Source organism: bacterium (assembly GCA_030652805.1).
Lineage (GTDB): Bacteria > JAHJDO01 > JAHJDO01 > JAHJDO01 > JAHJDO01 > JAHJDO01.
This window is the reverse complement of sequence record JAUSPT010000034.1, coordinates 1-25,904: the sequence shown is the minus strand read 5'-3', so window position 1 is coordinate 25,904 and position 25,904 is coordinate 1. Positions and strand designations below refer to the sequence as shown.

Below are 25,904 nucleotides of genomic sequence, written 5' to 3'. Positions count from 1 at the left end.
CCGCTTTAATTCCCTTTGACTCGCCATGATTATGTCCCTTTCTGCCATAATACCCTCCTCTTAAATCGGGTATTATAGCTTCCTTAAAAGCGGACATTTCTATTTTGGCCAAATAGGACATTATCATTTTGGTGTTACAGCTATTTTTTCTAGATTTCGTGTAGGTGATATTCCAATTCCCACACGCTATTTCCCATCATCATCATCAATTAATTTTAGAAGAAGCCTGAAGTATGGAATCCAAACAATTTGGGTCACGTTAAAATATATTTTACAAAAGACGGGGATAGCCCATTTTAGACTATTTAAATTTTCACCTACGGAAAGTTAGTGATATGACAATTGAAAAATCAAATCGTAGCATCCTTAATTTAAACAGTTTGATACTATTGCAAATAGGAATATTTGTAACTATTAGAATCTTTGTTGATTTTGATACCTTCTTTATTCAATGGGATGAGGGGAAGTATTTGACACTTGCACGTAATTTCCCTTTCCATAGACTGTATAATCATTCACTGTATTTAGTTCATCCGCCATTATACCCTTATTTTATTCGATTCTTCTCCTTATTCTTTACTGACTATCTGGCTGGTATTATATTATCGTTTCTTTCAATATGTGGTTTTATAATCCTTTTTTACAAGCTGATGGACTTTATGAAACTTCACAAAAAAGAACTGTTTTTCAGTATCTTTCTCGTAACATTTAATTGGATAACATATTACTATTCACACATGATTTATAAAGAAGTCTTCTATTTATTTTTAATTACAGGAGCAATCTACTTTTTTATCAGAGGAGTTTCCAGCAACTCCTCTGGTCGGTTGATAGCCTCTGCAGTGTTCGCTTCTGCTTCAGCGTTTACAGCGGATCAAGCTCTGCTGTTGCCATTAATTTTATTGGCGGGTTACATTGTATATGCAAAAAAAGGTTTGAAAGATATAAAACCGATCCTGCCAATATTGATATGTGTTCTGTCATCCATAGCATGGATTCTTATCAAATACAAAGTCTTTGCCTCAAATAACTATTATCCTGCAGGGGTGGACGGAATTATTGAAAACCTTAATGCTGTAAAAATAAAGCAGATAATTTTTCCATGGTTCTTACCAAATACACAAAAAATTCTCAGCTTTGGAGGGTTTTCAACAAGCATCAAACATTATATAAGTGAGATAGGAGTGCTAATAAACATTATATGGCCAGCACATATGAGTCAATCATTACACAAAACACATAAGATACTATTCCTTTGTTTTGTTTATGTTCCATTATTTACAGCACTGATTAGCGGAATAATCCTTTCTTTTATAAGAGCAATGAAAAGGAGATGTATCGCGAACAATACTGACCTGTTTATGCTTATCTTATTATTTATATCCCTTCTTCCTCTCACTAATAAAATGGGGGCTGCCAGATATGCGATTATTGCAATTGTTCCAGTATATTACTTTATAATAAAAGGCTTTGGCTATATGATATCAAAAACAAAATTAACGATTCGTAATTCAACAATTTTGATCCTTATTATTCTTGAATTGGTAATTTTTATTCCTCTATGGATATCACAAAATCCGCATATCATTTTTAATCTAAAAAAGGAAGTCCAATGTCAAAAAACCAGTGATTTTTTATCAGGCTTAAAAGGGGATGGTATTATGGCAGAGTTCGGGTATCCACCTGAAATAGCCTATCTTACAGATAAAAGAGTTATGTGTTTACCTTACGAGCCGGCTGAATTAGGCAAATTTATTAAAGAACTTAATATTAATTACTTAGTCTGTGCTATAACATATGAAGGGATACAGAATGGCGCCGCAACAGATATAGGAAATTACATTGCCAAAAGCAATAAATATATAAAAATAAAAGCGATAGACGATACTTACTCTTCAGTCCAGTGGAGAGATAAGATAACTATTTACAAAACATCTTCAGATATATAAAAATGACATTTATGTTAAAAAAAATACATAGCAAATGGATCTTTATTCTAATTCTAATTTTAGGATCTATCCTGCGCTTCATTAACCTTGAAGGCAGATGTTTCTGGTGTGATGAGCTGGAATCCTATAATAGAGCCCTGCAACCGGCATCCTCTATGCTGGCAAATCTTATTCGTAACACTCCGCATATCCCATTATATTATCTTTTGCTCCACTTCTGGCTGAATCTCGGGATATCAGATGCTTTTGTAAGAACACTTTCATCCATCTTTGGCGTAATGACAATTATAATCTCATATTACTTTTTCAAGAAACTATTTGATAGAAAGGTTGCATTATTATCTGTGTTTTTTCTGGCTGTGTCACCGTTTCACATAATGTTCTCAAGAATGACTCGGGAATATTCTTTAGTCTGTTTATTATCAGTTTGTTCAATGTTTAGTTTCTGGCTTGTAATATCAACTAAATCAAACAGATTTTATAAGTGGTTAATATATGGAATAGTTTCCATTTTATTAGTATATACTCACTACTACTGCTGGTTTATTATAATTGCTCAGGGAATATTTTTATTAATTTACAAAAGAAAAAAACTAAGGCATTGGATTGGAACAAATACGATTATACTTTGCCTTTTTCTTCCATGGATAGGACTAAATATCCTGGCCAGGTTAAATGGAGAATGGGGCAGTGTCTTAACAATTTATACCTCGTCAACTTTCGGTTATTTTATTAAGGCAGCATACTTTTTTTATAGTTTTACTCTCGGACAGACTGTGTATCCTTTTAATCTATACATGGCAGTTCCTTTACTTACGACATTTTTTATTGTATTTATTTATGGAGTGATTTATTTACTTAGAGAACATAATCAATATAAGAAAATAATTTTATTCTGGTTATTTATCCCATTCATTATAGGCATATTTCTACCGTTATATGCACCAAGACAATTGTTAGTAAGCCTGCCTGCTTTTTGTCTGATACTGGCAACAGGTATTGTAAGAATGAGATATTCATGGCTCAAGTGGATTGTCGGTACAGTAATTATACTTGCTTGTGCATATTCAAACTATAACTACTTTACAAACAGGCAGTATTTTGATGTTGATATGATAACTCCATGGCGGGCAATCACAGATGAGATTACTGTTAATGAACAAAAAGACGATGTAGTTCTTTTAGGAAGATTAATGGAGGGATTTCCTCATTATTACAAAGGCATTCTTCCGATTTGTAGAATAAATCCATTTGACAAGCCAGAGCAAATCAAACAATATGGAGGAAAGCATAAACGATTGTGGATGCTTCTTCACTCTGAAAGACCCAGAGAAAACTTTGAGGAATGGATGAGAGAGAACGGAGAAATTATATTGATTAAGAAGTATCTTTATGAAGAAAACACACTTAAGGGATTAAGAGAAAGTTTTAAGAATATTCACAAGTATCACGAATATAAATATAAATTATACTTGTTTAAATTGAAATGAAGATTAACTTTAATTATTTTCTCGCTGGATATAATCGCCTTTAGAAAGCCATTTTTCAAGTAATGCATATAAAATTATAAACACGTATCTACTGCCCATCTCCTTGATTCTGAATTTTGCCATTCCTTTTTCTCTGCCATGCCAGCTTATTGGAATAACAGCATAAGAATACTTTCTAACAATGGCTTTAAGCGGGAGTTCTACTGTTAAATTAAAATGAACGGATAATATTGGTTTTATTCCTTCTATTACTTTTCTGCGGTAACACTTGAAACCATTTGTTACATCATTTGTTTTCAATGCAAATAATATTTTTATGGAATAATTAGCAATCCTATTCAATATTAGTTTTATAACAGGGTAGTTCTTAACCTTGCTTCCCTTAATAAATCTGGATCCAAACACACAATCATAGCCTTCTTTCAGCTTTTTATAACATCTTACAACATCTTCTGCGCTGTCCGAGCCATCTGCCATAAGTATTGCAACTGCGTCTCCTCTATATACTTCCAATCCCTTCCTAACTGCCAAACCAAATCCATGAAGGGGCATATTCTTTATATAACGGACTGAACTGTTTGTTGTTATAATATGCTTCACTACTTCCTCTGTTTTATCAGTGCTGCCATCGTCAACAATAATTATTTCTGAGTATATTGAGTTCTCATGTAATGATTGTAAAAGATTTAATACGGTTTTTTTAATAGACTCATCTTCATTTCGAGCTGGTATGACAATAGAAAAAAACATTGATTGGGTTTATATACCTATATTATTCATAATTTTCTTATTCTCAATATCTGATCACCTTTAAACCTGATAAGATAGCTGTTATGATATGCAGCTACGCCATTTGTAACTACGTTTTTAAACTCAGGATCTTTTTTGCGGTATTCTTTATGTAAGTCATAATTTATAGAGCCGTTTGTATCAAAAAGCGAAATATGGACTATAATCCTATCCTGACGAAAAAGTTGAATATTTTCAGAAAGAAAGTTTACATTGAAATCATCAGCATTTATAAAATAGAAATGTTTCAACTCCTGAGAAAAGGGTATCTTTTGATTTATTTTTTGAAGAACATTGTAACTCTTTTTGCCTTTTGTTTCATACTTTTTTTCAATTACTTGAATTATAAAGATTGAGACTAGAAGATAACATGTAAAAGCACACATAACTATTTTCCATAGAAATTTCCTTTTTATCTTTGTTTTGAGAACAGAAAGTCCATTTCCCACCATAAGCGCAAAACATGGAAAGGCAAAGTAGAGATAATATGTTGAAATTGGAGATGTAAAAAGAAGGCACATAAAGAGCATAATCACAATCCATGCAATTGAAAAGCGGACAATCCTATTCCCGAATTTGAAAAGCATAATAAATATACATGGAGTAATAACCAAAAGCAATCTTACTGTAAAAATCAGAAGAGAGGAAAAAGGCAGCTTATCAAGATTAACAGAAATACTTTGAGTGACATTTGGGAAATAGAGCGCTACCAGATAATTTGCCAAGTTTCTCCATGGATGAATTCCAATTAAGCTATATCCACTTCCTCCTTCAACGGGACTGAAAACTGATGCAGCTAAGGGAGAGGAGTATCTTGCCAGAAGAAAAAAACCAAGAGAAGTCACTAAAAAAGGAATAAAAATCCTGAGTTCGATTTTTTTTTGCTCAATATAGAAACAATACAAAAAAAGGATAACAGGAAACAAAATAATGCTTGCATGAGTCATTAACCCAAATATAAAAAAGATAAACGAATAGATATAGTATCTTTTAATTTTAACTCTTAGCCATTTCCCAAACGTTAATAAACAGAGAAGACAAAAAGAAATGCTTGCAAGTTCGTCTTTTTGAGCGTTATGAAAAATTGCAGATGAAAAAGCAAAGGATAGAGCAAAAAGAAGGCAGGCAAAATAGGCGGATAGTTTATCCTTTGTTATCTTTTTGACAAGAAAAAATAGAAGCAAGATATTTATTAAATGATTCAGGATACTTGTAAGATGATATCCCCATGATTTTATTCCGAAAATCACATAATTAAAATAATACATGAAATAAACGAAAGGTTGTATGGTTATTCTGTCGGACCCTACAGGCCTCAATAAATAAATAAAATTTCTTTTTATTAAAAAAGCATTCGCAATATGTCGAAAATCTTCAAGGCAGAACCAGTTATGTAAACTGTAAGCATATACAGCAAATGAAGCAGCGAGGATTAAAGATATAATTTTTTTTTCCACTATTCTCTAGATTTTAGCACTACTATGATTGGATTTACATACCAGAGATCCTGTGAAGCGCCAAACTGCTTGAATCTAATTCCCAAAAATGAGAGCGGCTTATGGAATACCTTGCATATCTCATACTCGCGAGACGTAAACAAGTTATGAAAAAATCCTGTAGAGAGAGAACCTTTTTTAATCTCCGGAACAGTGTAATTAAATCCATACTGCATATTGGATGTTATAAAATACTCGGGCTTTTTCTTCGGCAATTCAGAATAGTCATGTCCCACTATCATAAGCTTATATTTGGTTTCATCTATAGGAGGCATTTGAAGCTGCCATGGAATCTCTGTCATTCCAACAGTTGAGGATTGCTTTATATTTTTTGCAATCCATTCTCCTGCCTCAGTCCGCACATTTTTTTTTGCCAAAAGTTTTTCATAACTCATTCCATAACAGAATGTAAATAACAGAACAAAGATGATTATAGAATAACCGATATGCTTTTTTATGGATTTCAGCTTGCTTAATAGTTCAAACCATCCACTGCATCCAAGAATAATGAGTGAAGGAACAATGGGAAGAATATACCTGGAAAATGTTTTTGAAAAGAAAGAAATAAAAACAAAGAAAAAAAGCACCCAGAATAAGAAGAGTAACACTGCTTTTTTTTCAAAAAGTTTATTCTCTCTGAAGAGCCATAATTTAATTAGAATACCAATTAAAATAAAAACAAGAAGAGGAATGCCTAGGCCATATTTTAAGCTGGAAATATAGAACCTCCAGCTAAAAGATAAACCTGTATGCTCACTCAAGGCAATCAAAGGTTTGGGAAAAGTTATAAAGAAGTAAGGGTTTGTTACAAAAAAGAAGAGCAAGAACACTGCAACGGTTAAGGCAAGTCCTTTAAATAACTGTTTTAAATCCTTATAACTAAGAAGAATTCCGATTACAGGTATTATCAGAGTTGCGCCAAAGGTTACCTTTGTTCCACAGGCAAGACCAGAAAATAGACCTGCTAAGAAAACTTTTTTGAAGGAAAATCTTTCAATAAATTTGGTTGTAACAAACAAACACGCCATTATCCAGAATAAACCAGGAACATCAACATACATATAATGGGCATTTAATAACATTAGAGGCGTGACTAAAATTAAGAGACTGCTTATGAATGAACCAATATTATTTTTAAACACCTTTTTAAATATGAAGTAGCTTAAAACAATAATACTGATCCCATATAACGCTGTTACAAATCTTCCAACTATATAAAACTTAGCAATCTCTTCAGGGTGAAGAAAATAGAAAGCCAGATCAGAAGTAATAGCAATTAAATTAAACTTAGAAAGTAAAAAAAGTAAAAACCCTATCGAGTATAGATACGCTCCACCAACTACGAACTGATTAGGATTAAAATCCAATTCTTTTGGATTCATAGTAGATAAGCTTTTTATCAGATAATACTCGTCTGGATGGTAACTTCTTATAGAATTGTACAGATTTCTTGGCGCTTTTTTTTCTACTTCTTCGGGATGATAGACTAAATGCACTCTCATGCCTTTCCATATTTCTTCTGGGGAGTAGCTCTTAATCTTTGCCATTGTAGCTTGAATGCTGTCTTTGTTTGTAAAATATAGGTTGTTTAAGGCTTGAGATGGAAGTCCAAATCTTATTCCACTTGTATATACATATGCGGAAATAAGCATTAGAAGAGACAATATCATGACGGAAATCTTACTTGTTTCTGCTTTTTTGGATGTCACCATTTTGCATTCCATGGTTTTTCTTTGTCTCAAAAATTTTCAGGATAGCATAATAAGATTTGCAGCTAAACAATGGTTTGAGTATACTAAATATTCAATAATATTAAAATAAATAATGCCAGATAAAAAACATAGACATCTTTTTGCACTTTATATTTTCTTATTTTCCTTTGTTGTCAGATTTATATATCTCTATTTCTTTTCTCAGCACATAATACACATTGAGCGTTCTCTTTTTGGCGATGCGGCTCAGTACATTCTGATTGCAAAAAACATTGCCTCAGGTAATGGGTTCAACATGTTGCCTGATTCAAACCTTTTAGCAAACAGAGCTCCTCTTTTTCCATTTATTCTTGCCGGAATTTTTAAGTTTTTTGGACAAGGTTACTGGCCGGCAAGAATTTTTCAAGTTTGTATAAGTTCTCTAGTTCCTATTATTACCTATTTAATTGGCAAAGAGATTGCTTCTAAAAGAGCTGCGATGATTTCTGCATGTATTTCTATGTTTTATCCTTTTTATGTTTTCTATAGCGCGTACGTTCTTACAGAGACTTTGTTTGTTTTTCTCTCCTGTTTATCCTTATTATATTTAATCAGATTTGTAAAAAGAGGTTCCTATCAAGACTCATTGTTAGCGGGTATATTTTTGGGACTTTCAGTGCTTACAAGACCTATTGCAATGGGATTTGGACTGTTTTTTGTAATGTGCTATTTTTGGGTGCCTAAACGCAGACTTAAAGGCAGTGCTATAATTTTAGTAACTATGTTTTTAGTAATATTGCCCTGGACTATAAGAAACTATATTGTTTTTGAGAAATTTATTCCTATTACTACTGAAGCAGGGCGAGTTTTTTACAGCGGGAATAACCCGATGAATAAAACTGGCGGGTGCATTAGACACGTTGATTTTATAGAGCCGGAAGAGACAGGAAGCATGAAAGAATTTGAAGCATCTAAATATATGTTTAAGAAAGGATTGGAATTTATAAGACACAATCCTGTAACTTTTCTTAAAATGAGTGTAAAAAAAGTTGGGAGATTGTGGAGGGTTTTTCCTTATTGGACATCCGGCTTCACCAACATAAAATACAAATTAATAAGCATATTTTCTTATGGATTGATCCTTCCGTTTTTTCTTATTGGAATATTTTTGAGTATACGAAACTGGAAACTTGTTTTACCTTTGTACTGTCTTATAGTGTATACCAGCATTTTTTGCATGGTATTCTACGGCACTATGAGATTCAGACTTCCCCTAATGCCTGCTGTTATTGTGCTGGCATCAATAGGAATAGATAGATTGTTATGGAAAAAGTAAAGGTTCTTCACATAATTACTCGCCTGATTTTGGGTGGAGCGCAGGAAAACACATTGTACACAGTGGAAGGATTGATGAAGGATCCTGCCTATGATGTTACATTAGCTTCAGGGCCTACCACAGGTCCTGAAGGAAGTCTCGTGAGCAAGGCAAAAGAATCCGGAGTAAATTTAGTAACCATTAACGGACTGACAAGGAATATAAATCCCTTTAGAGACATAAGCGCTTTTTTATCTTTATATAAACTGATAAGGATGAATGATTTTGATATAGTACATACGCATTCCTCAAAAGCAGGTATCATTGGAAGACTTGCAGCAAAACTGGCAGGACGCAGTGTAATCATACATACAATACATGGTTTGCCGTTTCATCCGTATCAGAGCAGGTTTCTAAACTTTCTTTATATCCGCTTGGAGAGATTGGCCGGGAAATACACAGATAAGATAATTACTGTCTGCGAAAATATGGCTCAAAAAGCGCAGGCTGCAGACGTAAAACCTGTTTATGGATACGTAACGGTTTATAGCGGTATGGATTTAGGTAAGTTTATAGATGAGAAAACAAGTTCCCGTCAAGCAAAAAGAAATATCGGGCTGCCTGTTGACGCTAAGGTTGTAGGTAAAGTAGCAAGGCTTTTCCCTTTAAAGGGCTATGAATATTTTATCAGCGCATCGAAATATATTTCGGAGTGCGTGCAGAATGTATATTTTTTAATTGTAGGAGATGGAATTTTAAGGGGACAATTAGAAGAGATGGTTAGGCAAATGGGATTAAAAGATAGATTTATTTTTGCTGGACTTGTCCCGCATGATGATGTGCCAAGATTTATCGCTGCAATGGATGTAGTTGTGCATACTTCATTAAGAGAAGGGTTGGCAAGAGTTATACCTCAGGCAATGGCAATGTCCAAGCCTGTAGTGAGCTTTGATATTGATGGTGCCAGGGAATTAGTGCATAAGGGCTACACAGGTTATCTTGTTAGGCCTAAAGATACTAAAGGACTATCAGATAGAGTAATAGATTTGCTAAATAATGCAGAAAAGGCAGAGAAAATGGGCATAAATGGTAAAAAACTTGTGGATCCGGCATTTCGCATAGAAACAATGATTGATAAAATAAAAGGAATATATGATAATCTAATTACAAAAAAAATTAAATTCGAAGCACGAAGCACGAAATACGAAACAATATCAAATGACCAAAGCACAAATGACTGAAACAATGTTTGGAATTTTGAAAATTAAGATTTTGGATTTGTTTAGGATTTTGATATTCGGATTTCGAGTTTTATCCATAGAATTTACATAATTTGGGGATTAGTATATGTGGTATGTAGTTTATTTTTGCTGTTTTATAGTGCCCTTCCTTTTAAGTCTTATCCTGGTTCCTGTTGCTCGGAAATTTGCAATAAGTCATAGCATACTTGATCAACCGGACGACAGGAAGATACATCTAAAACCTAAACCATTACTTGGAGGAGTAGCAATATGTATAGCATTTATAGGAACAGTGCTTATAAATTTGTTGATACTCTTCTTTTGTTCTGAGATTTTTTCTCTAACACACTTAATGCCTGATTTTTTACTCAGTGAAATCGTTTCAATAAAGGCTGTGTTACCCAAACTAGTTGTTATTTTGTTTAGTGGAATACTTATATTGGGGTTGGGGCTGGTTGACGATATTTACAAATTATCCGCAAAGACAAAACTAATGGCACAGATAATGGTTGCATTACTGCTTATTAGTTTTGGTATAAGAATAACACTTTTTATAGAGAACAATTTTATTAGCAGTATTATCACACTTATATGGATAGTTGGGATTACAAATGCATTTAACTTGCTGGATAATATGGATGGACTCTCAGCAGGTGTGGCATTTATTGCATCTATAATATTTTTCGCAATAACAGCATTACAAGGTCAGGTTTTTACTGCAACAATACTTTCAGCTTTTGCTGGAAGCATATTGGGCTTTTTGCGTTATAATATGCATCCTGCCAGGATATTTATGGGCGATGCAGGTAGTATGTTTATAGGTTATATACTGGCTGTATTAGCAGTTGTAAGCTCCTATTATACAAAGAGCAGCCCTACATTGTTCCCTGTAATTATGCCTGTTTTAATACTTGGAGTGCCAATTTTTGATACGATCTTTGTGTTAGCTGTAAGGATTAAAAATGGAAAACCTGTTTCAGAGGGCGATAAAAATCATTTTTCACATAGGCTTGTTAATCTAGGAATGACACAGAAACAGGCAGTATGGTTTATTTATCTGGTTACCTTCTGTGTAGGGATTAATGCTTTACTGCTTTGTTTTGCTAATATATGGGGAGCAGGTGTACTATTGGTTCAAACTGTGTGTATATTCATAATTATTGTAATTTTAGAAAGAATAGCAAAGAGAAATAATGATAAGAAAAGCGAAAGTAGCTGACATAAAACAGATTTATGACTTGATTATGGAATTTGCTCTCAAGGAGGAAATGCTTCCGCGTTCCTTGAGTGAATTATATGATAACTTAAGGGATTTCTTTGTATTTGAGAAAGCAGGAAAGATTTTCGGATGTTGCGCTCTTCATGTTATGTGGGAAGATCTTGGTGAGATACGGTCTCTTGCCGTGAAAACTGAAGAACAAGGTAAGGGAATAGGGTCTAAACTAGTAGAAACATGTATTGGAGAAATGAGCCAGATGGGTCTAAGCAAGGTGTTTGCGCTTACATATAGACCTGAGTTTTTCGAGAAAAAGAAGTTTTTTAGAATTGACAGAGCAGAACTTCCTCACAAAATCTGGGCTGATTGTATTAAGTGTCCAAAGTTTCCTAATTGCGGAGAGGTTCCAGTTATGTATAAGGTAAAGACAAACATGGAAGTAGCATGATACTAAGAATTTCATTGCTTGTTTTAAGTTTTGTTCTGATAGGAAATTCTTCAATGGCAGGGGAACTTGTTCTTAGTCCAGAAGTTGAGGAATTAAGACTGGCAGTCGATAAACCAGCTGTTTTTTCATTCGTCAAACAAGATGCATGCAAAACATATCTATCGTTTCTTATAAGATCAGAACCTGAAAAAGCCAAAGGATATACAAAGGGCTTAGTAATACACATTAATGGGACTAGAATAAAGACGTTAGAAAGATTGATAAATAAACCATTCAAATACAAGGTAGAGGAAGAAACAAATGATTGGTGTAATGCTCATGGCATCTGGACAGTTCCTGTTTCCGGAGACTATTCCTTATTTGTCTTTGATATTACTGATTTAATTAAAAATAAGAACAGGATCATATTTCTCAGAGTTCCTCATTCCTCGTCTGAAGCTCCATTTTTTCTTAAGGAAGCAAAGATAATCTATGAATCAGGAGACAAGGAACCAAGCCCGGAGAAAGCAGAAGAAAAGGTTAAACCTCGAAAAGAAGAGATCAGCTCTGCTACGAGGGCTAAAACCGAGCATCCTAAGAATGAAGTTAACTTAACTCGCAAGGAAAGGGAAGTCAAAGCGACTGCTCTGGAACCAGTTAGTTTTTCCTTTGCTCTGCCGGAAGTCAAAGAAGCGTACCTTTCTTTTTTGGTAAGGACCAAGTCAAGGAAACCAGCAGGTTATGTAAGTGCTTTGATAATTAAGATTAACGGCACTCAAATAAAAGACATAAAAAGGTTGATAAATAAACGCACAACTGGCGAATCAAATGTTACAAGTTATGGGCTCTGGAAAGCGCCTAAATCAAGGGACTATTCTTCATTTGTTTTTGATATATCTGACTTAGTAAAGAAAGAAAATAAGCTTGTATTTAAAAGGGTTCTCTCTTCTGACAAATCTCCTCTCTACTTCAAGCAAGTAAAAGTAATGTATGAATAAGTTTGAAAAACTCGTAGCAGAAGCTGTTGACGGACTACCAGAGAAATTCCAGCGGAGAATGGATAATGTGAGTATATCAGTAGAAGACAGACCCTCTAAGGAGATACTCAGAAAACAGGGAATAAAGAGTCCCATGACTCTTCTCGGATTATATCAAGGTATTCCACTAAAGAAGAGGGGGGTGTATTATTCAAACGTACTTCCGGATATGATAACTATTTACAAAGAGCCTATTGAAATGTTATGCAGCAATGAAGATAAAATAAAAAAAAGAGTTAAAGAAGTGGTTATGCATGAGCTTGGGCATCATTTTGGAATGACTGAGGAAGAGATAGCTCGCTAATAATAGAAATTGTATGGCAATGCAATTTCAAGTATAGTAGTATTAAAGTACCAGTAAACGTTCAATGATTAATGTTAGGAACAATTATGGAAAATATTTTAATTAATCAATCGGTAGCTATACTATGCGATGGGAACAATATTGAACGGAGTATCCATGAACTCTCTAAAACAAAAAACGCAATGATTAATTTTGATAAGTTAATCCCGAAATTGCTAAATAATAGAGGATTAAACAGGCTAATTTATTTTAGGGAAGGCAAGTCCATATCTTCGAAATTCGCTGATAGATTACATGAAAACTATTATGGCTCTGTTATTCCGTGTCATAAATCTGCCGATATTCCACTTTCTATCAAAGCAACGCAACTCGCTTCAAAGGTTGACACCATTATCATTATGTCAGGGGATTCGGATTTTGTGGATTTGGTTTTGCATCTGAAAGGGGAAGGTGTAAGGGTAGAAATTGCTGCGGTAAGGGAAACAACTGCCAAAATATTAATTGATGAAGCAGACTATTTTCATGAAATAATCAAAGAAGATTGGTTTGTATATAAAGCACCAAGAAAGACAAATGTGTAAAGAAGTTAAGAAGTTTATAACAAGTCGTTGAGGATTGAACTAGTACCACAGGACGCGTAAATACGCCGGTGATTTCCGATGTCCATATAAAACTTGAAAAGATTCGTCCTTATGTTGTGATAGGCAAAGAATAGTCCTTGATTGTCAGTCCCCATAATAATAGAATAACGATAATTTATATGGGATTTCTTATCATGAACGAACATCAGGTTGTTATCACAGGCTTGGGCGCTGTAACCCCGATTGGTATAGGTGTAAAGGATTTTTGCGAAGGATTAAATGCCGGGCGAAACGGAATTGCGAAAGTTACTCATTTTGATGTGACAGATTTCCGTTCTAAGCTCGCAGCTGAGGTAAAAGATTTTCAGGCTGAAGAATGGATTGACAAAAAATCAGCAAAGCGTATGGATCGATTCACACAATTTGGAATTGCTGCATCTGCAATGGCAATTGAAGACGCAGGATTGGAATCTTTCTCATTTGACAAAAACAGGGCAGGTGTCATCATCGGTTCCGGCATTGGGGGTTCACAGACAATCGAAGATGGGTATTCCATACTTCAAGAAAGTGGACCCAAAGGTTTAAGTCCGTTTTTTGTGTCCAAGCTGCTCATCAATATGGCAGCAAGCATGGTTTCCATTAAATATGGATTAAAAGGTCCCCTTTCTGCTCTCTCTGTGGCTTGTTCTACAGGATCAAACGCCATTGGCGATGCTTTTCGGATTCTTCAGAGAGGGGATGCCGACATCATGCTCGCAGGTAGTTCCGAAGCATGTATAACCCCGCTCCCCTATGGATGTTTTTGCGCCACACGATCCATGACTCCAAATGATTGCGCTGAAAATGCCAGTAGACCTTTTGATAAAAATCGTGATGGTTTTGTGATGGGGGAAGGAGCCGGGATTGTTGTTTTGGAAAATCTGAAACATGCTTTCAAGCGAGGCGCAAGAATTTATGCTGAAATCGCCGGATACGGCAATACGGCAGATGCCTATCACTTTACGGCTCCAGAACCCGAGGGCGATGGCATGATCCGAGTTATGCAAGCGGCGTTGCAGGACTCTGATATGGATGCTGAAAAAATAGGATATATCAATGCGCATGGCACATCCACTGTTTTAAATGACAAATGTGAGAGTATAGCTATTAAAAAAGTATTTGGCGAACATGCAAAAAACTTAAAGGTCAGCTCAATAAAATCAATGATTGGTCATCTTATGGCAGCCGCAGGGTCTGTGGATTTCGTGTCGACTGTAATGAGTGTGTTTACTGGTATGATCCCGCCAACCATTAATTATAAAGAACCTGATGCTGATTGTCCTCTTGACTATGTTACCAATGGCGCTGAATCGCTTGATTTAAATGCGGCAATGAGTAATTCGTTTGGTTTTGGTGGAGGCAATGCTTGCCTCATAATTAAGAAATATGGAGATATAAATGAAAATTCCTAAACTTCAGATCGGAAATATATCTGCAAATATTCCTATTGTTCAAGGAGGTATGGGCGTCAGAGTTTCTCTTGCTTCGCTGGCTTCAGCAGTAGCAAACGAAGGTGGCATTGGCACCATCTCCAGTATTGGTCTGGGAGATTTGGAGGATTCAAAACAGGAATATGAAAGAATATCACGGGAAGCACTTATAAGAGAGATCCGTAAAGCCAGGAATATGACAGATGGCCACCTCGCAGTAAACTTCATGGGTGCGCTCAGCAACGTAGACGATCTGATTAAAACCGCAGTACAAGAAGGAATTAAAATGATTGTATTCGGCGCCGGATTGCCAACTAAACTTCCGGCTTTAGTCCAGGATACCAGTGTAAATCTTGTGCCCATCATCAGTTCTGCCAGAATTGCAGAATTTATCCTGCGGACCTGGGACAAACGGTATGAAAGAACCGCGGATGGCTTTATCCTGGAGGGACCACTGGCCGGGGGACATCTCGGTTTTTCAGCTGAACAGCTGGAACATCCAGAGGATTACTCCCTCGAAAAACTTCTGCCTGAAGTCCTAGAAGCTATTAAACCCTATGAAGACAAATACGGAAAGAAAATTCCTATTATCACCGCAGGTGGTATTTATAACGGAAAAGATATTGCGCGAATGCTTTCCCTGGGCGCTTCAGGTGTTCAGATGGGAACCCGTTTTGTCTGTACCGAAGAGTGTGATGTGTCCCGCGAATTCAAGCAAGCCTATTTGGATGCCAAGCAAGATGACATTGTTATCATTAAAAGTCCTGTTGGTATGCCTGGACGGGCGATAAATAACCGTTTTTTAAAGGACCTTGAAGTTAAAGGAAAACTGAAGATAAAGTGTCCCTATAGATGTCTTACAGTCTGTCAAGTCGACAAAGCGCGATATTGTATTGCACAGGCTCTTGTGAATTCCTATTTTGGTGATGTGGACCACGGCCTCATTTTCTGCGGGCAGAATGCGTATCGTGTTGATAAGATTGTTACTGTTAAAGAACTTATCCATGAACTTCTATCCGAACTCAATGAAGCATAAGAAAATTATGCAGAATCCAGATATTACTATGTGACAATTTGCACACATGAACGCAAAGAATTATTTGGCAATATTTGTAGGGGCACAATATTTTGTGCCCATTAATAATGGTGATGTTGCAGATAAAAAGGGTTCAAGATATTGAACCCCTACAACATAAATGCCAACAACGTTAACGAGGAAGCTCAAAGCCGTCATTGCGAGGAGCGTAGCGACGTGGCAATCTCTGAGATTGCTTCACTTCGTTCGCAATGACACGGTGTTCACCACTTTTGTCTATTTTTATTGAGGTTTTAAGCAATTTTAAGTATAGTAGCGTTAAAATAGCAGTAAACGTCCAGTGATTAATGTTATGGGGAAAATAATTATGAAATTAAATTTAAGAGTAAATAATTATCCCATATTTTTGGATCAAGAACTAAATGAAGAAAAATTTAAAAAACATGATTTCAAAAAGGTTGGATTTTTCGATCGTTTACTCGTAAAGCCCGCTAAAGATGAAATTGTATGGTGGTCAAAAAACTGCGGACTAAAATACCTGAATGACGACTTCGAAAATACAATATATCCTATTTTAGACAGTACGGCTGGTACTGAAATAATGTTTGGCACTTCTGCCTACTTATGGTTCAAAGAAAATAAATTGATAAAGCTTACCTTTCAAATAATTCAAAATAAAATGGCTGCCGAAATATCCTTAAAAAAACTTGAAGAAAAACTTATTGAATTTATTGGGAATCCGAGTTCGTCAGAACAGTCCTTTATTATTTGGGAAGCAGAAGATCAAAAATTTATATTAGAATATCCCCAACAAAAACATGGATATATTCATCTAATGAATAAAAACTGTAATACTTATAGGGAAAATAAATATGGAAGAAGATAAAATTAAGACGCCAACAGGAAGGTTTAATGATAATCATAACAAAGGCGATTATCTAGAAGCAGCCACTCAGAGCATAGTAGTCCTAAATAAAAAATTTACAGAAACAAATAAGAATATTAATGAATTAGGAAAAAGCATTGAATTTACTGCTGGGGAAATCGCTACGTTCAAAGAGGCTTTATGTAGTGTCGGAGAAAAAATGAACGCTTCAAGTAATAAATTATTGCGAGCATCAAAAATTTATTTTTGGGGCATTCTAATTCTTACAGCAGTAATTGCTTTTGCCGCCTTAGCTCAATCAAGAATAATTAATTTCGAGAAAAAAATAGATCAAAAACCTATAACAAAGCAATCCAGCCGACTTTCATTGCCGTCTAACGGGGTTGGCTCAGACGGCTGATTTCTATATTATGAATGAATTGAACAAATCACTCATCAGAACTCTTTTGCTGACAGCAGTGTTGATATTTGGAGGGATTTTTCAATCATATGCCGCTGATTTGCAGATGTTCTCCAATGCAAAATTGGTGAGTAATTCGGCAAATGATGGAGATAGTTTCTTTGTGGAAGCCGGTGGGAAATCTTTCCATGTAAGGCTTTATTTTATTGACTGTCCTGAAACTTCTGCCAGTTCTACAAGTGATGCGCGAAGATTACGGGAGCAAACACGATATTTTGGATTATCGCAGGCTGCACGCACCATTCATTTTGGCAACAAAGCAAAAACTTTTGTTGAACATATACTTGCTAACCCTTTTACTATTCATACAGCCTTTGCAAGCGCATTGGGAAGGTCAGCCAAAGGCCGTGTATACGGGTTCATCACTACTGCTGACGGAGATGATCTGGCGAGTCTGCTCGTTAAAAATGGTTTTGCTCGTAATTACGGGATAGGCAGAAAAACACCCAATGGCATACTACGCAGTGAAATGATTGAAAGGCTCCGCGATCTGGAGACTTCGGCTATGCTAAAACGTGTCGGCATTTGGTCAGAGAGTGATCCGGACCGGATTGCAGAGGACCGCGCAAAACAACGCAGAGAGGATCAAAAATTAAAGGAATTACAGAGTCAGATAAAAAAAGGCAAATCCACGCAAGGCTTACTCAACCTAAATACTGCCAGCAAAGAAGAACTTATGTCTATCAAGGGAATCGGTTCAGTTTTGGCTGAGAGAATTATAGCAAGACGTCCATATAAAACAGTAGATGGCTTAGTCAAAGTGAAGGGAATTAGTCCAAAGAAACTTAAAAATATTCGTCCTTATGTTGTGATAGGCACAGAATAGCTCTTGAGTGTCAACCCCCATAATAATAGAATAACGATGATTTATACGGCGGGAATATGTTTGCAAAAGTTTATGGTTGTGCGGTTGTTGGAATTGGCGGCAAGTTAATAGAGATAGAAACTGATGTAGCTAACGGCTTGCCATCGCTTACAATTGTCGGTCTTCCTGACAATGCAGTAAAAGAGAGCCGTGACAGGGTTAAAGCTGCGATAAAGAATTCAGGATTTGTTTTTCCTCAAAAAAGGATAACAATTAATCTGGCACCGGCGGAACTCAAAAAAGAAGGTTCGGCGTTTGATTTGCCTATTGCTTTAGGAATACTTGCATGTTCCGGCTATATAAGCGATAAAACTATAAGTAAACATTGTTTTGTTGGAGAGCTTTCACTAGATGGCGATATTAGACCTGCCAAAGGAGTCTTACCAATGGCGTTAACTATTAAGGAAAATAGCGGGCATTCTCTTTGTGTTCCGTCAGATAATATTCAGGAAGCGGCCGTTGTAGATCAAATAGATACATATCCATTAGAGAACCTTCAGCAAACAGTGGATTTCATAAATCAGGTAGAAGATATTCCGCCTTTTAAAGTGGATATTGAAGAGATTTTTAGAATGAACTCTGTGTATGATGTTGATTTTTCAGATGTTAAAGGGCAGCAGCATGTAAAGAGAGCAATAGAGGTTGCAATAGGGGGCGGGCATAATATGCTGATGATTGGACCTCCTGGAGCCGGTAAGACAATGCTTGCAAGAAGGATACCAACTATAATGCCGGATATGACTTTAGAAGAGAGTTTAGAAGTAACAAAGGTTCACTCTATTGCTGGTATTCTTCCTCAGGGAAAGGGGCTTATAGCAACCCGTCCTTTCAGAGCTCCACACCATACAATTTCCGATGTAGCTCTAATTGGCGGCACACAGCTGGTAAGGCCGGGAGAAGTAAGCCTTTCTCATTATGGAGTATTGTTTTTAGATGAACTTCCTGAGTTCAAGCGCAATACTCTTGAGGTGCTGCGTCAGCCGCTTGAGGATGGAGTTGTCACTATTTCCCGTGCAAGTGCATCTCATACATATCCTTCCAGATTTACACTTGTAGCAGCAATGAATCCATGTCCATGCGGATATTTTACACATCCTGTAAAAGAGTGCAGATGCACTCCGTATCAAATACAGAACTACATTTCTAGAATAAGCGGGCCTCTACTTGATAGAATTGATATTCATGTGGATGTTCCAGCTCTTAATTATCAGGAGATATCTGACAGGGCACAGTCTGAGACCTCTGCTGTAATAAAAGAGAGAGTTAATAATGTTCGAAAGATTCAGCAGCAAAGATTTAAAGGGAAGAAGATTTTTTGTAATGCTCATATGCATGCAAAGGATATAAAAGAGCATTGCCAGCTTGACGGTCAGACTCAGTCTCTTATAAAAGCCGCTATGAATAGTTTAGGGTTAAGTGCGAGAGCTTATGATAAAATATTAAAGATTGCGCGTACAATTGCAGATTTGGAGCAAGGTAAAAATATAACTGCTGTTCATGTCTCAGAAGCGATTCAATATAGAAGTATGGATAGAAACTTCTGGGGAGGTAAATAGGGGGAAGGCATTATGACAGATATAGTAATGAAAACAGAAAATCTTACAAAGGAATATGTGCTTGGCATCCAGAGAAAGACAAGGGTTTTGGCTTTAGACCATCTGGATATAGAGGTTAATAAGGGAGAAACGTTTGGACTGCTTGGGCCAAATGGTTCTGGGAAGACAACAACTCTTAAGTTATTACTGGGTTTTATATCTCCCAGCGAAGGTCAAGGCTGGGTTTTGGGTAAGCAGTTAGGCAATATAGAGACAAAAAACAGAATTGGTTATTTATCAGAGGTTTCGTATTTATATAGCTATCTCACAGCATGGGAATTGCTTGATTTTTGCGGAAGCTTGTTTGGAATAGCATCAATAGAAAGAAAGCGACGTATTGCCAAAATACTGGATTTAGTCGGGCTTGCAGAAAAGGCACATGTCAGGCTTTCTTCATATTCCAAAGGTATGCTGCAGCGTGCTGGGCTTGCACAAACCCTGATTAATGATCCGGATCTTCTTCTTCTTGATGAGCCAACATCAGGTTTGGACCCTATTGGGCAGAGGGAAATGAGAGATGTGTTTTTGAAATTAAGGGAACAAGGCAAGACTCTTTTTCTATGTTCCCACCAGCTTTCTGAGGCAGAACTAATTTGCGACAGAATAGGTATTTTGCATAAGGGAAGACTAAATAAAATTGGAAGGCTTGATGATCTTTTAACTATGAAACATGCGGTTAAAATCAAAGCGATGAACATTGATAAAGAAACTCATAATAAGCTAAACAAAATTCCCGAAATTTCCATAGGAGAAAACGAAACTGATAAAGGCATGTTTGAAGTTAGCCTAAATGAGCATCTTGTTAATACTGTTATAGATATTCTAAGATCCAATAATAGCCGGATATTATCTGTTATGCCGATAAAGAGGTCTTTGGAAGAAATCTTTGTTGAAGCAGTGGAGAATAATGAATAAAGACTGGGTAGCTATTTTAGACTTTGGGTCTCAATATACACATCTTATTGCGCGGCGCGTGAGAGAATGCGGTGTATATTCGAAGATAATCTCCTATGATACCAACGCCCGTGAACTATACAGTAATAAGCCGACTTGTATTATACTATCCGGAGGGCCAGCCAGTGTCATTGGAAAAGAGGGCCCAGTGTGTGATAAAGATATTTTTAATATTGGATTACCTGTGCTTGGAATATGTTATGGTGCGCAGCTCATGGCAAAGATGCTGAGCGGTAAAGTTCTTGCTGCAAAAGCAAGGGAGTATGGAAAGGCAGTTCTTAATGTTAAATTCAGAGAGACTTTGTTTAATAACTTGTCTCTAAAAGAACCGGTTTGGATGAGCCATGGAGATAAGATTACACAGCTTCCTCGGGGTTTCAGGATAATTGGTGCAACTGACAATTCACATATTGCAGCAATGGAACATGAACAGAAGAAGTTTTATGGAATTCAGTTTCATCCTGAAGTGGTACATACACCTAAAGGCAAGACAATCATCAAAAATTTTCTTACTGAAATAACAGGTTGCAAGCCGGAATGGAATATGAAGTTATTTGTGGATAATGCAGTTCGGGAGCTAAGGAAGAAGATAGGCAAAGAGAAAGTTTTATGCGCGGTAAGCGGCGGTGTGGATTCTTCTGTTCTAGCCGTGCTTCTTAATAGAGCCATAGGCAAGAATTTAATAGCTGTTTTTGTTGATAATGGATTGCTCCGCAAAAAAGAGGCAGAGCTCGTAGAAAGCAGACTTAAAGGGTTTGGTATCAATTTGAAGAAAATCAGCGCTCAGTCTGAGTTTTTAAATGCGCTTAAAGGTATAACGGATCCTGAGAAGAAAAGAAAGATAATAGGCGGGCTTTTTATAAGTGTTTTTGAAAAAGAGGCAAAAAAATTAGGTAAAATTAAATTTCTTGCCCAAGGCACATTATATCCTGATGTTATTGAAAGCAGGTCTCCGGTAGGAGGTCCGTCTGCAACTATTAAAACACATCATAATGTAGGAGGCCTGCCTGAAAAACTGATGTTTAAACTAATAGAGCCGTTAAAAGAGCTTTTCAAGGATGAAGTAAGGCTTGTCGGAGAAAAATTGGGGCTTCCGGATGAGTTAATTAAAAGACAGCCTTTCCCAGGTCCTGGACTTGCAGTGAGGATTTTAGGTGATGTAACTAAGAAGAAGCTTGATGTTCTGCGTGATGCAGATTGGATTCTGATGGATGAAGTCAAAGCATCTGGAATGTATCATGACCTGTGGCAGTCATTCTGTGTTTTGTTACCAATAAGAACAGTGGGTGTTATGGGCGACGAAAGAACGTACGAGAATGTTATTGCAATAAGAGCAGTTACAAGTGAAGATGCTATGACAGCAAACTGGGCAAGACTGCCGTATGAACTGCTTGAGCGGATATCCAATAGAATAATAAACGAAGTAAAAGGCATAAATCGCGTGGTGTATGATATTTCCTCAAAGCCGCCAAGCACAATAGAATGGGAATGAAAATTAGAAAAAATTAGGAAGGCAGTTGTGGAGCAGGAGCAATATATACGGGCAGAAAGCGAGAAAAAAAAGAAAAAGGGTTGCTTTTTCTGGGGTCTCTTAGGTTGTGGGGGGCTGGTACTGTTTGTTGCGATATCGGTTGGAGCGATGCTCTTCTTTGTGCGGAGTAAATTCATAAAATACAGTTCAAATAAACCAGTTCAAATTAGGCAAGTATCTTTTTTATCCGGGGAAGAAAAGGATATAAAAGAAAAGATTGGAGAATTAATATCCGTATCACAAAAGGGAGGAGAATTTGTTCTTACTGACAGAGATTTGAATCTGCTTATTGCGTCTAATCCCCAGTTTAAGAATAGAGCTTATGTGGATTTTATGGGAGATAAAATCAATATAACGTTTTCCATACCATTTATGGAACGATACATTAATGGAGATCTTTCAGGAAAATTGCGTATGAATGACCGCTTATTGAAACTGGAAATAGACAGATGCAATGTAATGGGATTCAAGACACCTTCTAAAGAATTAAGAGACAAAATTGCCTCCGGCTTAGTTGAAGGGCTGGAAAACAATCCTGAATTTAGAAAGATTGAAAGAAGAATTGAGCATGTGTATCTGGAAAAACAAAAGTTACATATAAAGTTCAATCCTGTGCCGGGAACATAAGTGCATGCTCATTAATAATTCGTATATCCCCCAGATTAATCATATCAGGTGTAATCTGCTGTGAGCCAAGTTTTCTTTCGGTAAATGTACCATGATAGTCGGACCCCCCTGAAATAAGCAGTCCCTTTTTTTTGCAAAAACTGATGTAAGGTTCGTTCTCTCTCTCTCCAAAATATGGAGAATAACACTCTATCCCTGCAATTCCCCACCCGCGCCACTCATCAAGTTCTTTCTCAGGGAAATGATCAAGGCAACTATAGTAAGCGGGAGGATGCGCTAAAAACGGATACCCTCCAGCTTTTTTTGCAATATCTATTACTTCACATGGCAAAGAGAATGTCCTGAATCTTGAAATAAAATCCCCTGCAAGAAGAAAATACTCATCAAGATTTTTGAGCACTTTTTTGTCCAGTAAATAATTCAATAATTTACTCCCTCCTCTTCGGAGATCATATAAATATGCATTAAATTCTTCCAGATTGAGCTGTGGGATTTGGCTTGAGAAACTTTTTATAAACTTATTGCAAAAGTTTTCTTCTACGTCTTGAGTATGTTTTCTCAAAAGCTCTCTCAATTCTTTGTTAGTTTCATCAAACCCATAAACTGTGATATGAAACTCTCTGCCTCTGAATGTTGATGTGATCTCAACTCCTGGAATATATGATATCTCTTTTAATTCTATAATTCGGCGTATTTCTGTGTTGCTTGCAATGGAATTATGGTCTGTAACAGAGAATAGAGTTATATCTTTCTCCATGCAGGCAGCTATAGTTTCCTCTGCAGTTAATGTTCCGTCAGAGGCGCATGAGTGAATGTGTAAATCTACATACATTTTAATCAATTTGCCTGCGTAACAGGCTGCCTTTTTCTAGCTTATTTCTTGTTTTCATAAACACAATCTGTCCATGATTAGCGACTTCAAACTCATTACCGTTTTTATCCGTCATGTTTGTTATAACTTCCTTGCAGTCATTTTCTAGTCTTGGCCCAATTACTTCAAGTTTGTCTCCGATACATATTTTGTTTCTAACTTCAATTCTTGCGATGTTTGATTTTATAATTTTAGTGACTACGCCAACAAACTCGTAATTTTTTATATATGATGAGGACTTATATACCTGGGCTTCATCATTTGGTTTATTAAGGAAAAAACCTGTTGTGTATCCGCGATGGCTGACTTTTTTTAATTCATCCAGCCAGGTTTTTCTGAATCTATATTTTGACGGATTGGAAGCATATTCATCAATTGCTTGCCGATATACTCTTGTTACACATGCTATATAGTAGAGGCTTTTCATTCTCCCCTCAATTTTTACAGCATTTACACCTGTCTTAAAGATTTCAGGAATATGTTCTATCAAGCAGAGGTCCTTTGAGTTGAATATAAAAGTACCTCTGTCTCCTTCAAAAACAGGAAAGTATTCACCATGTCTTACTTCCTCGTTAAGAAAATATTTCCATCTGCAGGGCTGAGCGCAGTCTCCGAGGTTAGCGCTTCTTCCTGTCATGAAGCTGCTAAGCAGACATCTCCCTGAATGAGCCATACACATAGCCCCATGAATAAAGATCTCTATCCCGCAATTTGGTTTTTTAGCAATATTTTTTATCTCTGTTTTTGAGAGCTCTCTGGATAATACAATTCTTTTTATGCCCTCCCTTTCCCAGAATTCTGCGCTTAGTTGATTTGAAGTGCTTACCTGAGTGGAAAGATGAATATTTGCCTCAGGGCTTACTTCCTGAATAACAGAGATAATTCCCGGATCAGAAACGATATATGCATCAATCCCTATACTGGATAGTTTCTTTATATAATTTTCTAATCCTACAAAGTCCTTGTTGTGCGCAAATATGTTAAGCGCAACATATACTTTTTTCTTACGTTTATGAGCATAATCAACTGCTTTTTTAATTTCAGATAGTGTGAAGTTGTCAGTTCTTGCTCTGAGGCTCCATCTTTTTCCACCGATATAGACAGCATCAGCTCCATAATCAATTGCGACTTTTAGCTTTTCAAGATTTCCTGCAGGTGCAACCAGTTCAGGTTTTTTCATTTTTATATATTTTTCTTATTTGGTTAAATATATTGCGATATTCCTGAGACGCATAATCGGGATATGTCCATTGAAAAGGCTGAAATCCTCCCTTAGAGTGCGTCTCTTTTTTAAAGACAAGTGTTATTTCCGCATAGATGCCATGGCTAAGATATATTCTGTGATAAAAATCTTTTGTGCTTGCAAGAACAAGTTTTGCAAGGTCTAAGTACCCTGGATCAATATTTACATCTCTTTTTCTCTCAGTCTTCCATGACGGAGAAATGCTTTTTTCAAGTTCGTTTGTATATATTTTTATATCACTGATACTATCAGGCTCTATCAGCCCCTCAAAACTCACGAATTTTCTCAACAGAGCTTTACCCATTTCTGTCTCATAATAGTTAGTCTGATTGAACTCTAATAACTCTGTTTCAAAATCTGTTTTTCCAAACTTATCCACAAGCATTCTTGTTACGGAATCTATTAAATTCTTATCCTGAGAAAAAATACTTGTTACTAATTTTACCGGCTCTTGTTCCTGTATTATGCCCATTGCCTTTATTTCCGATTCTTAGACATTACACTTAAAAATCCGAATATCGAAATCCTAAACAAATCTAAAATCCTAATTTCAAAATTTCAAACATTGTTTTGAGCATTCGTATTTTGGTTATTTGATATTGTTTCGCATTTCGTGCTTCATGCTTCGAATTTATTTTTTTTATTTATGATATCTCAAAACCGAAGATTAGGCAATATAAAGTCCCCCTTTTGTCAAGACAAATTAAAAATGTCCCCTTTTTAACAAAATCAAAATGTCCCTTTTTGTTTTTTTTGATATATTAAATTAGTAGTAGTAAATTTTTCTTTTTGGTCAAGCTTTTTCTTTTTGTTAATTATGTGCATAATGTG

General features: G+C 36.2%; 24 protein-coding genes. 18 read left to right on the top strand and 6 right to left on the bottom strand.

The window, feature by feature from the left end:
• Positions 1-335: 335 nt before the first annotated feature.
• Together Q7J67_03670 and Q7J67_03665 are read left to right on the top strand one after the other, a co-directional pair.
• A complete protein-coding gene (locus Q7J67_03670; protein ID MDO9464376.1) occupies positions 336-1,949 on the top strand; it encodes a glycosyltransferase family 39 protein in 1,614 nt (537 codons plus the stop codon).
• Between the two features lie 11 nt (positions 1,950-1,960).
• Entirely contained in the window at positions 1,961-3,439 is a 1,479-nt protein-coding gene (locus tag Q7J67_03665; protein MDO9464375.1) for a glycosyltransferase family 39 protein, read from the top strand.
• 9 nt (positions 3,440-3,448) lie between these two features.
• On the opposite strand, the gene Q7J67_03660 is transcribed toward Q7J67_03665, so the two are convergent.
• Genes Q7J67_03660 through Q7J67_03650 form a run of 3 tightly spaced genes read right to left on the bottom strand, consistent with a single transcriptional unit; the run spans position 3,449 to position 7,448 of the window.
• Positions 3,449-4,189, bottom strand: a complete 741-nt coding sequence (locus Q7J67_03660; GenBank protein ID MDO9464374.1) for a glycosyltransferase family 2 protein — start codon at positions 4,187-4,189, stop codon at positions 3,449-3,451.
• A gap of 26 nt (positions 4,190-4,215) precedes the next feature.
• Positions 4,216-5,685, bottom strand: a complete 1,470-nt coding sequence (locus Q7J67_03655; GenBank protein ID MDO9464373.1) for a glycosyltransferase family 39 protein — start codon at positions 5,683-5,685, stop codon at positions 4,216-4,218.
• The gene (locus Q7J67_03650) at positions 5,685-7,448 is read right to left on the bottom strand and encodes a glycosyltransferase family 39 protein (GenBank protein MDO9464372.1); all 1,764 of its coding nucleotides are present in this window, start codon (positions 7,446-7,448) and stop codon (positions 5,685-5,687) included. Before Q7J67_03650 ends, Q7J67_03655 begins: the two co-directional genes overlap by 1 nt.
• Positions 7,449-7,548: 100 nt before the next feature.
• Between Q7J67_03650 and Q7J67_03645 the strand changes: the two genes are divergently transcribed.
• The 16 genes from Q7J67_03645 (at position 7,549) to Q7J67_03570 (ending at position 22,959) form a co-directional block, all read left to right on the top strand.
• Positions 7,549-8,751 carry a glycosyltransferase family 39 protein gene (locus Q7J67_03645; protein MDO9464371.1) on the top strand — a complete coding sequence of 401 codons (1,203 nt, stop codon included), beginning with the start codon at positions 7,549-7,551 and terminating at the stop codon, positions 8,749-8,751.
• On the top strand, positions 8,739-9,971 hold the full coding sequence (locus Q7J67_03640; GenBank protein ID MDO9464370.1) for a glycosyltransferase family 4 protein: 1,233 nt from the start codon (positions 8,739-8,741) through the stop codon (positions 9,969-9,971). Before Q7J67_03645 ends, Q7J67_03640 begins: the two co-directional genes overlap by 13 nt.
• A 106-nt stretch (positions 9,972-10,077) precedes the next feature.
• Complete coding sequence (locus Q7J67_03635) at positions 10,078-11,190, top strand: MraY family glycosyltransferase (protein MDO9464369.1); 1,113 nt, start codon at positions 10,078-10,080, stop codon at positions 11,188-11,190.
• Positions 11,165-11,635, top strand: coding sequence for an N-acetyltransferase (locus Q7J67_03630; protein ID MDO9464368.1), 471 nt, complete (start codon positions 11,165-11,167; stop codon positions 11,633-11,635). The genes Q7J67_03635 and Q7J67_03630 overlap by 26 nt, the downstream gene beginning before the upstream one ends.
• Entirely contained in the window at positions 11,632-12,612 is a 981-nt protein-coding gene (locus Q7J67_03625) for a hypothetical protein (GenBank protein MDO9464367.1), read from the top strand. Before Q7J67_03630 ends, Q7J67_03625 begins: the two co-directional genes overlap by 4 nt.
• Complete coding sequence (locus tag Q7J67_03620) at positions 12,605-12,955, top strand: metallopeptidase family protein (GenBank protein ID MDO9464366.1); 351 nt, start codon at positions 12,605-12,607, stop codon at positions 12,953-12,955. Before Q7J67_03625 ends, Q7J67_03620 begins: the two co-directional genes overlap by 8 nt.
• 86 nt (positions 12,956-13,041) lie before the next feature.
• The gene (locus Q7J67_03615; protein MDO9464365.1) at positions 13,042-13,536 is read left to right on the top strand and encodes an NYN domain-containing protein; all 495 of its coding nucleotides are present in this window, start codon (positions 13,042-13,044) and stop codon (positions 13,534-13,536) included.
• 194 nt (positions 13,537-13,730) lie between these two features.
• The gene (fabF, locus tag Q7J67_03610; protein MDO9464364.1) at positions 13,731-14,987 is read left to right on the top strand and encodes a beta-ketoacyl-ACP synthase II; all 1,257 of its coding nucleotides are present in this window, start codon (positions 13,731-13,733) and stop codon (positions 14,985-14,987) included.
• Positions 14,974-16,041, top strand: a complete 1,068-nt coding sequence (locus tag Q7J67_03605; protein MDO9464363.1) for a nitronate monooxygenase — start codon at positions 14,974-14,976, stop codon at positions 16,039-16,041. The genes fabF and Q7J67_03605 overlap by 14 nt, the downstream gene beginning before the upstream one ends.
• Before the next feature lie 367 nt (positions 16,042-16,408).
• Positions 16,409-16,927: a hypothetical protein gene (locus tag Q7J67_03600; GenBank protein ID MDO9464362.1), complete on the top strand. Its 519-nt coding sequence runs from the start codon at positions 16,409-16,411 to the stop codon at positions 16,925-16,927.
• On the top strand, positions 16,914-17,327 hold the full coding sequence (locus tag Q7J67_03595; GenBank protein MDO9464361.1) for a hypothetical protein: 414 nt from the start codon (positions 16,914-16,916) through the stop codon (positions 17,325-17,327). The genes Q7J67_03600 and Q7J67_03595 overlap by 14 nt, the downstream gene beginning before the upstream one ends.
• Positions 17,328-17,337: 10 nt before the next feature.
• Positions 17,338-18,213, top strand: coding sequence for a helix-hairpin-helix domain-containing protein (locus Q7J67_03590; protein MDO9464360.1), 876 nt, complete (start codon positions 17,338-17,340; stop codon positions 18,211-18,213).
• Positions 18,214-18,269: 56 nt separating this feature from the next.
• Positions 18,270-19,808, top strand: coding sequence for a YifB family Mg chelatase-like AAA ATPase (locus tag Q7J67_03585; GenBank protein MDO9464359.1), 1,539 nt, complete (start codon positions 18,270-18,272; stop codon positions 19,806-19,808).
• A 12-nt stretch (positions 19,809-19,820) separates the two neighbouring features.
• Positions 19,821-20,762, top strand: coding sequence for an ABC transporter ATP-binding protein (locus tag Q7J67_03580; protein ID MDO9464358.1), 942 nt, complete (start codon positions 19,821-19,823; stop codon positions 20,760-20,762).
• Positions 20,755-22,293: a glutamine-hydrolyzing GMP synthase gene (gene guaA, locus Q7J67_03575; GenBank protein ID MDO9464357.1), complete on the top strand. Its 1,539-nt coding sequence runs from the start codon at positions 20,755-20,757 to the stop codon at positions 22,291-22,293. The genes Q7J67_03580 and guaA overlap by 8 nt, the downstream gene beginning before the upstream one ends.
• A 27-nt stretch (positions 22,294-22,320) precedes the next feature.
• Positions 22,321-22,959, top strand: coding sequence for a hypothetical protein (locus Q7J67_03570; protein ID MDO9464356.1), 639 nt, complete (start codon positions 22,321-22,323; stop codon positions 22,957-22,959).
• Here the strand turns inward: Q7J67_03570 and Q7J67_03565 are convergent.
• The 3 genes from Q7J67_03565 to Q7J67_03555 are packed head-to-tail and all read right to left on the bottom strand — an operon-like array spanning position 22,937 to position 25,545.
• Positions 22,937-23,791: a PHP domain-containing protein gene (locus Q7J67_03565; GenBank protein MDO9464355.1), complete on the bottom strand. Its 855-nt coding sequence runs from the start codon at positions 23,789-23,791 to the stop codon at positions 22,937-22,939. The genes Q7J67_03570 and Q7J67_03565 overlap by 23 nt on opposite strands.
• A gap of 1 nt (position 23,792) precedes the next feature.
• Positions 23,793-25,010, bottom strand: coding sequence for a U32 family peptidase (locus Q7J67_03560; GenBank protein MDO9464354.1), 1,218 nt, complete (start codon positions 25,008-25,010; stop codon positions 23,793-23,795).
• Complete coding sequence (locus tag Q7J67_03555; protein ID MDO9464353.1) at positions 24,997-25,545, bottom strand: DUF4416 family protein; 549 nt, start codon at positions 25,543-25,545, stop codon at positions 24,997-24,999. The genes Q7J67_03560 and Q7J67_03555 overlap by 14 nt, the downstream gene beginning before the upstream one ends.
• Between the last annotated feature and the right edge of the window lie 359 nt (positions 25,546-25,904).